Consider the following 13,593-nt stretch of genomic DNA (forward strand, 5'->3'; position numbering starts at 1 on the left):
GATCCCAGCACGTAATCTGACATGGGGTTTCCTATGGCTGACTGGATCATCCTGGCCTCAATCAGTTTGGTTTCATGTTGTCTGGCCGTTCAATGGCTACTGCCGCGGCGCTCGCGGCGGGATGACAGCTATGGACTGTTTTCAAACGCGTCCTTGTTTGACGCCGTCTTCCTGTTCGATGGGGCTCGGTTGATCAGCCATTCGGACATTGCTCTGGCCGGATTTGACGATGTCAAAAACTGGAGCGGTCTGCGCCGCCTGTTGCAAAGGGATTTTCCCACCTTCCCTGAAACGCCTGACTTGGTGCGCGATCAAGGCAATCTGGTTGTCTCGGCCATCGACTGCACGGTCGAGCGTGAGGTTCTGTGCGAATGGATCGACGGAATTGTCCGGGTGCAACTGCACGAACCAACCCGACCAACCGAAACACATATGCGCAACCCCAACGACCCGACCCGTCATGCGATGGATCAGGCCCCATATCCGGTCTGGTTGCTGGATCACAATGGGCATGTCAGGTGGTGCAACACCGCCTATATTGCTGTCGCGCGCAAGGCACGTGGCCCGGACGTGGACCTGACCGCGCCCCTGTTTTCCAACGCGGACGACAAACCGGGGCCCAGTGGCAAAGCCCGTGTCGCGGTCAAGGTTGATGATTGCGACAGTCAGCTTTGGTTCGATTTGACTCAGGTTGAGGACGAACAAGGGTGCCTGTGCTACGCGGTCGACATCAACGCCATTGTCGAGGCTGAAACCGCCCAGCGCAAATTCGTTCAAACGATGACAAAAACCTTTGCGCAGCTGTCAATTGGTCTGGCCATCTTCGACCGCAACCGCCAACTGGCCCTGTTCAATCCGGCACTGATCGATCTGACGACGTTACCGCCTGACTTTCTCAGCTGTCGCCCCAGCCTCTCCAGCTTTTTTGACATGCTGCGCGAACAACACATGATGCCAGAGCCAAAGAACTACCGCTCGTGGCGCAATCAGATGAACGATCTGCTCGAAGCGGCAGAGGACGGAAACTACCAGGAAACCTGGTCTTTGCCCTCAGGGTCGGTCTATTCGGTCAGCGGACGGCCACACCCCGATGGCGCGGTGGCCTTTTTGTTCGAAGACATCACCGCCGAGATCACGTTGACCCGCCGTTTCCGGTCAGAAATGGACCTGATGCAATCCATCTTTGACAAGCTGGCAGATGCGATCGCGGTGTTTGCCGATGACGGCACGTTGGCCTTTACAAACTACGCTTATCAACAGCTATGGGGCGATCCGGCGGATGCGGGATTTCAGGTGGAAACAGCCATGGATGTCACCCGGAAATGGCAGGAGCACTGTGTCGCAACACCTGTTTTGGGTGAGATTCGCGATTTCATCGAAATGCGGGATAACCGGGCCGAGTGGACGGCCGAGATTGGCATGCGCGACGGCACGAAATTGGACTGTACCGTAACCCCAATGCAGAACGGAGCGACCATTGTCCGATTTGGTCATGAGGCTCTGATCAGCAGGCGGCCTTCAATCGAACAAATCAGCGCCTGAACCGGGTTGCAGCCACCCGGGCGTGGGGCCATTGTGGCGGCATGACGATACCGCCCCATTCCATGACCCTGGTTTCACCAGAAAACACGCTTGCTTTGGCGGCCCGATTGGGGACGGAACTGGCCGCTGGCGATGTTCTACTACTGGAAGGTCCGATTGGCAGTGGCAAGACCCATTTCGCACGCAGCCTGATCCAATCTCTGATGCAGGTGCCCGAGGACGTGCCTTCACCTACATTCACGCTGGTGCAGGCCTATGACACTGCGGCAGGCGAAATATGGCACTGCGATCTCTACCGGATCAGCACGGTCGATGAGGTTGAGGAACTGGGCCTGATCGATGCCTTTGATGGGGCAATCTGCCTTGTCGAATGGCCCGATAAGCTAGGTCCTTTAGCTCCACAATCCGCGCTGACCATGACCTTTGAGACAGATCCGAATGAAACCGAAACACGGCATCTGACACTTACGTGGTCTGACCCGAAATGGACGCATAAGCTGGAGGCGATCACATGACAAACCGTGCCATATTGGCCGAGGCCCTGATCGCGCAGACGCCATGGGCTGGTGCCCAACGCGCGCACCTGGCAGGGGATGCCTCGAACCGACAATATGAACGGCTGACCGACCCGGCGACCGGTCGGACTGCCGTTCTGATGGATGCACCACCTGAGAAAGGTGAGGATGTCGACGCTTTTGTGCGTGTCGCCAACTATCTGCGCTCGGCCGGGTTGAATGCGCCAGAGATCTACGCGGAAGATTCCGAGTTCGGCTTTCTGCTGCTAGAGGATTTTGGCGACGATCTGTTTGCGCGTGTTCTGGATCATGATCCGAATAAAGAGCGACAGCTTTATGAGGCCGCGACCGATGTTCTGGTTCATTTGCATCAGGCGCCACTACTCTCGTTACCGTCGTATGACCCTGCCCTGATGACCGACCTTTCGGCCCTGTCGTTCACCAAATATGCCCAAGGCATTCAGGGCAGTTATGACCAAGCAGCGATGGACCGGTTTCAAACCCGGTTTTCTGACCTGTTGCATCAAGAAACTTCGGGTCAGAAAGTTGTTATCCAGCGGGATTATCATGCCGAGAATCTGGTCTGGTTGCCGGACCGGGACGGCGTGCAACGTGTCGGATTGCTGGACTTTCAACTCGCGATGCTGGGGCACCCGGCCTATGATCTGGTGTCGCTGTTGCAGGATGTGCGCCGCTCGGTTTCCGCAGGAACCGAAATGCAGATGATCAATCGCTACATCGCCGCCTCTGGTGCAAACGATCACGACTTTAGAACTGCCTATGCGGTGCTTGGAGCACAGCGAAATCTGCGCATTTTGGGCGGTTTCTCTCGTCTGGCCGTGGATTACGGCAAGCCGAAATACATCGACCTGATCCCGGCCACCTGGTCTCATCTGATGCGCGATCTGGAACACCCTGCCCTGATCCCGGTGGCCCAATTGCTGCGAGACGCCTTGCCCGAACCCACGCCCGACAATCTGGCCAAGCTGAGGGCCGCATGACCGACACTCCAACCGCTGTCATGATGTTTGCTGCCGGGTTTGGCACCCGGATGGGCGCGCTGACGAAGGACCGCCCCAAACCGCTGATCGAAGTGGCTGGCCGCGCCTTGATCGATCACGCGCTGGATCATGTTGAAGCGCTGGGCCCGAAGCGGATTGTGACCAATCTGCACTACCGCGCCGATCAACTGGACGCGCACCTGACACCCAAGGGTGTGCTCCTGTCGCGGGAAGAGCCCGAGATATTGGAGACCGGCGGCGGGTTACGTGCCGCCTTGCCCCTGCTGCGCTCGAACCCGGTTTTCACGATGAACACAGATGCCATCTGGGCCGGTCCGAACCCTTTGACATTGCTGCAACAAGCGTGGGATCCCGAGCGCATGGATGCGCTGCTGATGTGTATCCCGATTGGACGCACGATTGGTCACGGCGGTGACGGGGATTTCACCGCCGATGCAGACGGTCGGATCACACGCGGGCCAGGGCTGGTCTATGGCGGGGCGCAGATCATCAAGACCGATGGGTTGCAGGATTTCGCTGAACCTGCCTTTTCGCTGAACCTGCTTTGGAACCGGATGCACGCGCAAGGCCGCCTGTTTGCGGTCGAGTATCCCGGCCGCTGGTGCGACGTTGGGCGACCCGAAGGGATCGCGCTGGCCGAGGGGCTGCTGGCCGATGTTTGACGCCAGCCCCCTGCCCCGTGTCTTTGCCGTTCCACCCGGCGCGGATTTTCCCAAAGCGCTGGTTGACGGGCTACGCCAACGCAGCGCTGGCCCGCCCGAGGCGCTGGCCCGGTTGCAACTGGTGGTCAATACCCGCCGGATGGCACGCCGCGTGCGGGACCTGTTCGATCAGGGGCCGCCTTGCCTGCTGCCCCGGCTGTCTTTGGTCACAGATCTAGGCGAAAGCGCTGATCTGGCACAAATTCCACCCGCCATCCCGCCGCTGCGACGGCGGCTGGAACTGACACATCTGGTCGCCAAACTGCTGGATCAACAACCGGATCTGGCAGCGCGGGCTTCGCTGTTCGATCTGTCCGACAGCCTGGCCGCATTGATTGATGAGATGCAGGGCGAAGGCGTGCATCCCGATGCGATACGTCAGCTGGATGTCAGTGATTTGTCCGGGCATTGGGCGCGCGCACAGGCCTTTATCGGGATCGCCGATCACTTTGTTGATGCGGGCGATCGGGCGATGGACGCGCAAGCCCGGCAACGCCGGGTGGTTGAGGCGCTGATCGCGCGATGGGCAGAGGCCCCTCCTCAGCACCCGGTCATTCTGGCGGGCTCAACCGGGTCGCGGGGCACCACTTTGATGCTGATGCAAGCCATCGCGCGACTGCCGCAGGGGGCACTGATCCTGCCGGGGTTTGATTTCGACCAGCCGCGAGCGGTCTGGGATCGGTTGGATGAGGCGCTGATTTCGGAAGACCATCCGCAGTTCCGGTTCCGAAAGTTGATGCGAGAGCTGGGCTTGACCCCAGATCAAGTCCAGTCTTGGACAGGATGCGAGCCCCCCTCACCCGCGCGTAACAGATTGGTATCATTGGCGTTACGCCCGGCACCCATCACTGATGCGTGGATGTCCGAAGGGCCACAACTGACAGATCTGGATCAGGCAACCAAAGACCTGACATTGGTCGAGGCGGATTCACCCCGATCCGAAGCACTGGCCATCGCGTTGCGCCTGCGTGAGGCCGCCGAAACTGGCCAGACAGCAGCGCTGATCACCCCCGACAGGATGCTGACCCGGCAAGTCAGCGCAGCGCTGGACCGGTGGAACATTTTGCCCGATGACAGCGCGGGTCTGCCCTTGCAGTTGTCACCTCCGGGTCGGTTCCTGCGCCATGTTGCGGGCCTGTTTGCCCGGCGACTGGACGGTGAGGCGCTGTTGACCCTTCTGAAACACCCCCTCTGCCATGATGGCGCAGATCGGGGTGCCCATCTGCTACAGACCCGCGATCTGGAACTAGACCTGCGGCGCCATGGGCCCCCGTTTCCGGATCATGCCAGCCTAACGGCTTCGGCCATCCGCACCGAAGCATCTGCAGACTGGATTGGCTGGGTTGCTCAGCATTTCTGTGATCAGCAGATTTCAGGCACGCATCCGCTTTCCGATTGGGTCAGGCGGCTACGGGATCTGGCCGAGGCGATCTCGGCTGGTTCTGCCGGAGAACAAGGTACGCTCTGGGACAAAAACGCAGGCCAAAAGGCGCTGGACGTCCTGACCGCCCTGCAAGATGAGGCGCAGCATGGCGGCCCGATGACCGCACATGATTTCGCCGACCTTTTGGGGGCTTTGCTGGCCGGGGAAGAGGTGCGCGACCGCGACGCACCGCATCCCCATATCATGATCTGGGGAACGCTTGAGGCGCGGGTGCAAGGGGCTGATCTGCTGATTCTGGGCGGCCTGAACGAAGGCAGCTGGCCCGAGGCCCCGGCTCCAGACCCCTGGCTGAACCGTCAGATGCGCGATAAGGCAGGCCTGTTGCTGCCAGAACGTCGGATCGGCCTTTCGGCGCATGATTTTCAACAGGCCATCGGCGCGCCCGAAGTTTGGCTGACCCGCGCAACCCGCTCGGATGATGCAGAAACCGTTCCGTCCCGCTGGTTGAACCGCCTGACCAATCTGCTGAATGGCCTGCCAGATCAGAGGGGCCAAGCGGCACTGTCTGACATGAAGGGGCGGGGGAAAATCTACCTGAGTTGGGCCAAGACACTGGAACACGCGCCCAGGATCGACCCTGCACACCGGCCATCGCCGCGCCCTCCGGTTGCTGCGCGACCACGCCGGTTGTCGGTGACCGAGATCAAGCGGCTGATCCGCGACCCTTACGCAATCTACGCCAAACATGTGCTGCGCCTAAGGCCGCTTGACCCTTTGGTGCAAGCGCCAGATGCCCTGCTGCGGGGGATCGTTGTGCATGAAATCCTTGAGCATTTTGTCAAGGAAAGCGTGTTGGACACCGCCTTGCTGACACGCGAGAATTTCCTGAAACGCGCCCATGATTTGCTGGAAAAGCACGTCGCATGGCCCACCGCCCGCAAGCTTTGGCTGGCGCGGTTGCACCGAATTGCCGACGATTTTCTGCGTGCCGAGACCGCCCGACGCGGTGATGGCGGACCGGTAGCATTTGAAGCGGTAATGAAACTGGCGCTGACTCCACTAGATTTCACCATTGCCGGGCGCGCCGATCGGATTGATCGCAACAGCCGGGGTGTATTGCGGATCATCGACTACAAAACCGGTATGCCGCCGAGCGAAAGCCAACAGGCCAAATTCGACAAACAATTGCTGATCGAAGCGGCGATGGCCGAACAAGGTGCCATTGAAGGGATCGACCCAACAGACGTGGCCCAGGCGATCTTTATCGGCATGGGTGGCAGCTACAAAGAGGTCGCAGCCCCCCTAGTCAAAGAACCGACCGAGAAGGTCCTCACCGAGCTAAAACAGCTCATTTCCGCCTATTTAGAGCCTGATCAAGGGTTTTCATCTCGCCGGATGCTGCACAAGGACACCGATATTGGCGACTATGATCATCTGGCGCGGTTCGGTGAATGGGACCGTTCTGCCGAAACCCGGCCAGAGGACCTGACATGACCGCGCGCAACGATGCGACCGAGCGGCAAGTACAGGCCGCGCGCCCCGACGCCTCGACCTGGTTGGCCGCCAATGCGGGCTCGGGCAAGACACGGGTTCTGACCGACCGCGTGGCACGGCTTTTGCTGGATGGAGTGCAGCCGCAGCATATTCTATGCCTGACCTACACCAAGGCTGCGGCCAGCGAGATGCAAAACCGGTTGTTCAAACGCCTCGGCGAATGGGCAATGCTGGACAACCGCAGCCTTGAAGGCGAACTGGTCGATTTGGGAGTAACAGGGGCGATTGATCCGGATCGGCTGGCGCAGGCGCGGACCCTGTTTGCCCGTGCGATCGAAACGCCGGGTGGGCTGAAAATTCAGACGATCCATTCATTTTGCGCCTCACTTTTACGTCGTTTTCCGTTGGAAGCGGGCGTCAGCCCGCAATTTGCGGAAATGGAAGACCGCGCCGCAGCCTTGTTGCGTGAGGAAATCATCGAAGATTTCGCCGGGAGCCCTCAGGCGTCTCTGATCGAAGACGTCGCGCGGTTCATCACCGATACCGGATTTGACAGGCTGACAGCGGCAGTGACCCAAAGGCGGAGCTTGTTTGATCAGCCTTTGCAATGGCCTGACCTTTTGGGTCGCTTTGGTCTGCCGAATGGGTTTGATGAAAATAGCCTGCTGTCCCAGGTATTTATGGGCGGTGAGGTTGAGTTGATTCAATCGCTCCTGCCTGCGCTAATGGAAAGCGGCGGCAACAATGCCAAGGCAGCAACAAGGCTGGCCGGATTCACCGAGGCGCGATTGACGCAACTGCCGGTGCTCGAAGGGGTTTTGCTGACGGGTAGGGCTGCAAAAGACCCGTTTTCTGCCAAGATCGGCGCTTTCCCGACGAAAGCGCTACGCGAAGGCGCTCTAGCCGACCAAATGCCCCAGCTTGAGGCGCTGATGTTGCGGGTCGAAGCCACACGGGAACAACGCCTGGCGCTGGTTGCCGCGCAGAAAACCACCGTTCTGCATCGCTTTGCCGCCGCCTTCCTGCCGGAATACGAGCGCCGCAAACAACTGCGCGGCTGGCTGGATTTTGACGATCTGATCCTGCGCGCGCGGCAGGTGCTAAACGACCCCGCAGTGGCAGAATGGGTGCTGTATCGTCTGGATGGCGGCATCGATCATATACTGGTGGACGAGGCGCAAGACACCAGCCCGGATCAATGGGATGTGATCGAAAAACTGGCACAGGAATTCACCAGCGGGGAAGGGGCCCGGTCGGGGGTCGAGCGCACGATTTTCGTGGTTGGCGACAAGAAGCAATCGATCTATTCGTTCCAGGGCGCAGACCCGCAAGCCTTTGATCGAATGCGGGCAGAGTTTGGGCGGAAACTGGCGGAATCAGGCTCTAAATTGGAAAATTCTGAGCTTGCTTATTCCTTTCGTTCCTCAAGCGCGATCCTTTCTTTAGTCAATATTCTGTTTGAAGAGCACGCTGAAGCGGGTTTTCAGGACGAGGCGCTTCACGTTGCTTTCAAAGAAAGCCTGCCAGGGCGTGTCGATCTTTGGCCAGCAATTGAGAAGGTTGAGGATGATGAAGACGGCGACTGGACCGACCCGGTAGATCGGCCCGGATCGCGCCATCACACGGTTCTTCTCGCCGACCAGATTGCATCATCGATCCAGGAAATGATCGATGGCGATGTAACGATCCCCGAGGACGGTCAGGAGCCCGGCACTTTCGTGCGCCGCAAAATACAGCCGGGTGATTTTCTTATCCTTGTTCAGCGCCGCTCGGACCTGTTTGCCGAGATCATACGCGCATGTAAGGCCAAAAGGTTGCCCATCGCAGGGGCGGATCGATTGAAAGTGGGCGCAGAACTGGCGGTCAAAGACCTTGCGGCATTGCTGAGCTTTCTCGCCACGCCTGAGGATAGCCTGGCGCTGGCCACTGTTTTAAAATCCCCGCTGTTCGGCTGGACCGAACAGGCTTTGTTTGATCTGGCCCATCGACGGCAGGAAGCCTATCTTTGGGCCGCGCTGCGTAACCGGGCGGAAGAATTCCCTGAAACGCTCGCCATGCTCAACGATTTGCGCAGCCAAATCGACTTTCTGCGCCCCTACGACCTGATCGAGCGCATTCTGACCCGCCACGACGGGCGGCGAAAGCTGCTCGGGCGGCTTGGGGCAGAAGCCGAGGATGGGATCAATGCCCTGCTATCGCAGGCCTTGGCCTATGAACGCACCGATATTCCCAGCCTGACCGGCTTTCTGGTCTGGATGCAGACCGATGATCTGGAAATCAAACGACAGATGGGTGGTGTGGGCAACATGATCCGAGTCATGACGGTGCATGGCTCAAAAGGGTTGGAGGCTCCCATTGTGATCCTGCCCGACACCGGAAAACGCCAGGCCCCGCGCGATGCTGAGATCATGGTCGCAGATGGGACTCCGTTGTGGAAAGTTCCGGCGGATGCCTCACCCAAACTGATTTCCCTGGCGCGTGACGAGGCGCGCAGCCGGGAAGAAAATGAGCGGTTGCGGCTGCTCTATGTGGCTCTAACACGGGCCGAGAAGTGGTTGATCGTGGCGGCTGCGGGCGATGTCGGCAAGGATGGGTCCAGCTGGTATCAGATGGTTGAGGCGGCGATGGCGCGGGCAGGGGCAACACAACTGGACGGAACAAATACGCAGCGATTGGCGCATGGCGATTGGGATGCCTTGCCCCTTATCGCGCATTCGGAACCGCAGGACGAAAGCCTCAATCTGCCCGATTTCTACACACATCCGGCGCAAGATGCGCCTTTGACCCAAGACACCCTCAGCCCATCCGATCTGGGCGGGGCCAAGGCGCTTCCTGGTGACGCGGGTCAGGATGAAGAGGCCGCAAAGCTGCGCGGCACCCGACTGCACTTGCTGCTGGAGCATTTGCCCGGCATGGCGCAGGATAGCTGGCCCAAGCTTTGCGCCCGCGTTCTGCCCGATATGCATGACGGGGAACGAAATGAGCTGCTGGCCGAAGCCACAGCAGTTCTGACGGCCACACACCTGGAACCAATATTCGCCCCCGATGCTCTGGCAGAGGTTCCCGTGTCTGCCAACCTAAACGGACAGCGCATGCGTGGGGTTATCGACCGGTTGATCGTGACCGACACCGAAGTACATGTTATTGATTTCAAATCAAATGCTACGGTTCCCACAAACGCCGAAGCCTGCCCCGAAGGCCTGCTGCGTCAGATGGGGGCTTATGCGCAAGCGCTGACACAGATTTATCCTGACAAGACCATCCGCACCGCGATCCTTTGGACGCGCAGTGCTGAACTGATGTGGCTGCCACACGATCTTGTGACGGACGCACTGGCCCGCACCCAGATATCTTGACCTTCCCTACGGCGGCACCTACGTTCTGATCCCAAGTTTACCCCATTCAGGAGACAGAATATGTCGACCGTTGCCGTTACCGACGACACCTTTGACGCCGAAGTCAAGAATTCGGCCGTTCCCGTAGTTGTGGATTTCTGGGCCGAATGGTGCGGCCCCTGTAAACAGATCGGCCCCGCGCTGGAAGAACTGGCCGCCGAGTATGGCGACAAGGTGAAAATCGCCAAGGTCGATGTGGATAGCAACCCGAACGCCGCCGCCGCCATGGGCGTGCGTGGCATCCCAGCGCTGTTCATCTTCAAGGACGGCCAGGTCGTCTCGAACCGGGCAGGCGCGGCGCCGAAGGCCGCTCTGCAAAGCTGGATCGACGAATCCATCTGATCTGTCTGAGATCAGAGAAAGACCAAAGGCGCCTGTACCCGGGCGCCTTTTTTGTTGAAAGATCGGAGGGGGCAGATGGCCAAAACACGGGTATTGGTGGAATTCGGAATGGGAACGTCCCTGCGCCGGGAGGATTACACCGAAGCCGCGCGACGGGCGATCAAGGACGCGCTGTGGCACAACTCGATCAACATGGCCGAGCTGTTTGGCTTTCCCAAAGAGGCGATGATCATCGATGTCGAAATCGGAGTTCAGCAGCCCGAACTGGTGGATATCGACCAGCTGTTGGCTGTGTTCCCCTATGGCACCCCCAGCATCTCAGTCGCCAAGGGTGGGCTTGATATCGAAAAGCCCGACCGGCAGGGCCGAACAGTGATCGCCAATGCTGCATTGGCGGTTTCGTTTGATATGGAGGTCGCGCAATGACCGAGCAACGTATCATTCTTGAAATGGGAATGGGAAATGACCTTTACGGCCAAGACTACACCAAAGCTGCACGTCGAGCCGTACAGGATGCGTTGCATCATTCCTCGATTACACTGTTTTCTACCCTCGGCATCGACCACGCCGAGATGCGGGTGCAGGTGACGATCGGTGTACAGTGCCCCGATCAGGTGGATTGCGATCTGATTGCCGCCGACCTGCCGCGCGGGCGGGCCGAGGTGCGCGCGGTTCTGGGTGGACAAGATGTAGAGGATAAGGTGGCAGGCACGCGGCACGTGGTTGCCACTGCCGCGATTGAGGCTTTTTTGCCATCTCAGCTAGGGAAATACGTCCAAGACTGACAAAGAAAAAGCCGCTCGGGGATCCGGGCGGCTGTTCCGATTTGGTGATCCGGTCGAAGGATCAGAGCTTCGCGATATCCGCGCGAACCAAGCCGATGTCTTCCAGCTGAGCGTCGGTCAGCTGTGACAGAAGCTTGCGGGTTTTGCGGCTCTCGTTCCATTCAACAACGGTTTCAAAAGCGTTCGAGAACGCGTCCACTACGTGCAGGATGGTAGCTGCTCCGAGCGGCGCATGAATATTTGCAGTGGTTGCCATGTGCGCAGTCCTTGGATTTGAAACAGCCGACCCGTTGTCGGTTGTAAGCCTCATGTAGGATGCGAGACCCGGACTCACAATTGCTCGTTTGACAGTCCCGATCTGCATCTATTGCATATCTTTTACGCAGTTTTAGAACGGGTTGCGCCGATCCTGCGCCCGGCCCATATATAGCGACAAGTAGAACGGAGGCTTTCATGGCAGACAGCGATTTCCCCGGTTGGCACGGAACGACCATTATTGGCGTCAAAAAAGGTGGGCAGGTTGTCATCGCCGGGGACGGGCAGGTCAGCCTGGGCCAGACCGTGATCAAAGGCACCGCCCGCAAGGTGCGCCGTCTGTCGCCTGGTGGGTTTGAGGTGGTTGCTGGTTTTGCGGGATCGACTGCCGATGCCTTCACACTGCTGGAACGGCTGGAAGCCAAGCTTGAAGCCACGCCCGGCCAACTGGCCCGCGCCTCTGTGGAACTGGCCAAGGACTGGCGCACCGACAAGTACCTGCAAAAGCTTGAGGCGATGCTGATTGTCACCGATGGCAAGGACCTGTTGGTGATCACCGGGGCAGGGGATGTGCTGGAACCCGAGCACAACGTGGCTGCCATCGGATCGGGCGGGAACTTCGCCCTCGCCGCAGCCCGCGCGATGATGGACAGCGACAAAGAGGCCGAGCAGGTGGCGCGCGAAGCGATGGCGATTGCCGCGGATATCTGCGTTTATACCAACGGCAATCTGACTATCGAGACAATCTCAAGCTAACAGCGCCTTAATCTCTTTCCCTTTCCAGCGGCGGTGCATCCCGATCAGACCAAAGATCGCGGCCACAACGACGATGTAGTAGGGCACGCGGATATCGATGCTCATCAAACCGCCGCCGATCAGGGACATGATGCCGCCCGCCAGGCAGAAGACTGCGGTGGTCACGCCCATAACCCAGCCCTGATCCGTCTCGCTGACAGATGATGAAAACAGGCCCAGCAGGGTCGGGTAGGCGACACCGAACAGGAAGTAGAAGAAGAACACCGGCACGAAGCTGAGTACCCCGCTGGGGCTGAAGGCGAATGTCAGCCCGCAGATCACCATGACGATCAGCGCAGAGTATATGATCTGATGCTTGCTGAATCTCTCTTGTGCAGGCTTGACAAGGAATGTGCTTGAAAAAGCCAGCGCAAAGCCAATGACCACCATCGCCATGCTGCCGCCTATCACACCATAGCCGAAACGGCTGGTCAGGAAGTTGTCAACAAAGACATAGAAGGTCACGTTGGCGATCATGAAGAAGGAATAGACCGGCAGGATTTTCAGAACCATCGGGTGGCCGCGCACGGCGATCAGGCTGTCAGTGATATCGCGCGGGCGAAAGACAAAAGGCTCGCGTTCGGTGCGGGTGTCCTTGAAATATGTCATTACAAGGAAAATCGCGATCAGCACCAAAACAAACGCTCCATAAAACGGGGTTTTCAGCGTCGCGTAGCTGCCCAGCAGGGCGGCATCTGACAGGACCGCTCCGATAATCGGGCCGCCCACAAGGCCAAAGCTGACGCCCGTCACGATATACCCCATGTTTCGGTCACGGTCCGCAGCATCTGTACTGCCGTCGATCATTGCTGCCTGCGCGATGGGCTGGTTGCCTGCCGTGAACCCTGTGATCGACCGCCCGACAATCAGCATGATCAGACTGTTCATATAGAGCGCTGCGATGGTCAGAGCATAGCCCACCAGCGCCCCGCCTAAACAAACCAACAAAGCATTCTTGCGCCCGATGGAATCTGAGACTTTCGAGACATAGACCACACCAAGAAACCAGGACAGGAAGAAGCACCCAATCACGAGACCATAGTAGAAATGCCGCTGTCCCTCTGGTGTGCTGTCGGGCAGGAAGCCCGATTTCGTTTCCATGATCAGCGAGTTGATTATCGGAAAAACAAGGCCTTGTCCGATCAGGTCTACAAACACCACAAATAACAGGGTGATCTTGGCGATTTTCGTCATCTCTGCGCTCCTGACCCGCAAGGCATTGAAATCACTGTAACAGAGCGGGCGCGCTTCACCTATAGAAAGCATTGCAAACCGGGTGGTGCGTTGCTAACCAACGCTGCCAATACAGCCACTTGGTTGTTTTCATGCCGCACATGATTACCTAAGCCCAAGTTTGACCCGC

At 58.7% G+C, this 13,593-nt stretch carries 12 protein-coding genes; 10 read left to right on the forward strand and 2 right to left on the reverse strand.

Annotated features, from left to right (window positions below):
• Positions 1-33: 33 nt before the first annotated feature.
• The 9 genes from ACR0EL_RS15310 (at position 34) to ACR0EL_RS15350 (ending at position 11,180) form a co-directional block, all read left to right on the forward strand.
• On the forward strand, positions 34-1,542 hold the full coding sequence (locus ACR0EL_RS15310; RefSeq protein WP_480500818.1) for a PAS-domain containing protein: 1,509 nt from the start codon (positions 34-36) through the stop codon (positions 1,540-1,542).
• Positions 1,543-1,583: 41 nt separating this feature from the next.
• Positions 1,584-2,057, forward strand: a complete 474-nt coding sequence (gene tsaE, locus ACR0EL_RS15315; RefSeq protein WP_480500819.1) for a tRNA (adenosine(37)-N6)-threonylcarbamoyltransferase complex ATPase subunit type 1 TsaE — start codon at positions 1,584-1,586, stop codon at positions 2,055-2,057.
• A complete protein-coding gene (locus tag ACR0EL_RS15320; protein ID WP_480500820.1) occupies positions 2,054-3,058 on the forward strand; it encodes an aminoglycoside phosphotransferase family protein in 1,005 nt (334 codons plus the stop codon). Before tsaE ends, ACR0EL_RS15320 begins: the two co-directional genes overlap by 4 nt.
• Positions 3,055-3,741 (forward strand): nucleotidyltransferase family protein, encoded by a 687-nt coding sequence (locus ACR0EL_RS15325; protein WP_353008453.1) that lies wholly within the window; start codon positions 3,055-3,057, stop codon positions 3,739-3,741. The genes ACR0EL_RS15320 and ACR0EL_RS15325 overlap by 4 nt, the downstream gene beginning before the upstream one ends.
• Positions 3,734-6,658: a double-strand break repair protein AddB gene (gene addB / locus ACR0EL_RS15330; RefSeq protein WP_480500821.1), complete on the forward strand. Its 2,925-nt coding sequence runs from the start codon at positions 3,734-3,736 to the stop codon at positions 6,656-6,658. The genes ACR0EL_RS15325 and addB overlap by 8 nt, the downstream gene beginning before the upstream one ends.
• Positions 6,655-10,014: a double-strand break repair helicase AddA gene (gene addA / locus ACR0EL_RS15335; protein WP_480500822.1), complete on the forward strand. Its 3,360-nt coding sequence runs from the start codon at positions 6,655-6,657 to the stop codon at positions 10,012-10,014. Before addB ends, addA begins: the two co-directional genes overlap by 4 nt.
• A 60-nt stretch (positions 10,015-10,074) precedes the next feature.
• Complete coding sequence (trxA, locus tag ACR0EL_RS15340; RefSeq protein WP_170534304.1) at positions 10,075-10,395, forward strand: thioredoxin; 321 nt, start codon at positions 10,075-10,077, stop codon at positions 10,393-10,395.
• Positions 10,396-10,470: 75 nt separating this feature from the next.
• Complete coding sequence (locus ACR0EL_RS15345; RefSeq protein ID WP_480500823.1) at positions 10,471-10,821, forward strand: Lin0512 family protein; 351 nt, start codon at positions 10,471-10,473, stop codon at positions 10,819-10,821.
• Entirely contained in the window at positions 10,818-11,180 is a 363-nt protein-coding gene (locus tag ACR0EL_RS15350) for a Lin0512 family protein (RefSeq protein ID WP_480500824.1), read from the forward strand. The genes ACR0EL_RS15345 and ACR0EL_RS15350 overlap by 4 nt, the downstream gene beginning before the upstream one ends.
• 61 nt (positions 11,181-11,241) lie before the next feature.
• Here ACR0EL_RS15350 and ACR0EL_RS15355 read toward each other — a convergent pair whose 3' ends face one another.
• Positions 11,242-11,436 (reverse strand): DUF1127 domain-containing protein, encoded by a 195-nt coding sequence (locus ACR0EL_RS15355; protein WP_170534298.1) that lies wholly within the window; start codon positions 11,434-11,436, stop codon positions 11,242-11,244.
• 197 nt (positions 11,437-11,633) lie between these two features.
• On the opposite strand from ACR0EL_RS15355, the gene hslV reads away from it, so the two are divergent.
• Positions 11,634-12,191: an ATP-dependent protease subunit HslV gene (gene hslV / locus ACR0EL_RS15360; RefSeq protein WP_480500825.1), complete on the forward strand. Its 558-nt coding sequence runs from the start codon at positions 11,634-11,636 to the stop codon at positions 12,189-12,191.
• On the opposite strand, the gene ACR0EL_RS15365 is transcribed toward hslV, so the two are convergent.
• A complete protein-coding gene (locus ACR0EL_RS15365) occupies positions 12,183-13,424 on the reverse strand; it encodes an MFS transporter (protein WP_480500826.1) in 1,242 nt (413 codons plus the stop codon). The genes hslV and ACR0EL_RS15365 overlap by 9 nt on opposite strands.
• Positions 13,425-13,593 lie beyond the last annotated feature (169 nt).

The organism is Ruegeria sp. AH12 (assembly GCF_056541465.1).

Coding starts and splice junctions, on each gene's coding strand:
- ACR0EL_RS15325 (WP_353008453.1), top strand. CDS start 3,055: ATGACCGACACTCCAACCGCTGTCATGATGTTTGCTGCCGGGTTTGGC.
- trxA (WP_170534304.1), top strand. CDS start 10,075: ATGTCGACCGTTGCCGTTACCGACGACACCTTTGACGCCGAAGTCAAG.
- ACR0EL_RS15345 (WP_480500823.1), top strand. CDS start 10,471: ATGGCCAAAACACGGGTATTGGTGGAATTCGGAATGGGAACGTCCCTG.
- ACR0EL_RS15365 (WP_480500826.1), bottom strand. CDS start 13,424: ATGACGAAAATCGCCAAGATCACCCTGTTATTTGTGGTGTTTGTAGAC.
- ACR0EL_RS15350 (WP_480500824.1), top strand. CDS start 10,818: ATGACCGAGCAACGTATCATTCTTGAAATGGGAATGGGAAATGACCTT.
- ACR0EL_RS15320 (WP_480500820.1), top strand. CDS start 2,054: ATGACAAACCGTGCCATATTGGCCGAGGCCCTGATCGCGCAGACGCCA.
- addA (WP_480500822.1), top strand. CDS start 6,655: ATGACCGCGCGCAACGATGCGACCGAGCGGCAAGTACAGGCCGCGCGC.
- ACR0EL_RS15355 (WP_170534298.1), bottom strand. CDS start 11,436: ATGGCAACCACTGCAAATATTCATGCGCCGCTCGGAGCAGCTACCATC.
- ACR0EL_RS15310 (WP_480500818.1), top strand. CDS start 34: ATGGCTGACTGGATCATCCTGGCCTCAATCAGTTTGGTTTCATGTTGT.
- hslV (WP_480500825.1), top strand. CDS start 11,634: ATGGCAGACAGCGATTTCCCCGGTTGGCACGGAACGACCATTATTGGC.
- tsaE (WP_480500819.1), top strand. CDS start 1,584: ATGACGATACCGCCCCATTCCATGACCCTGGTTTCACCAGAAAACACG.
- addB (WP_480500821.1), top strand. CDS start 3,734: ATGTTTGACGCCAGCCCCCTGCCCCGTGTCTTTGCCGTTCCACCCGGC.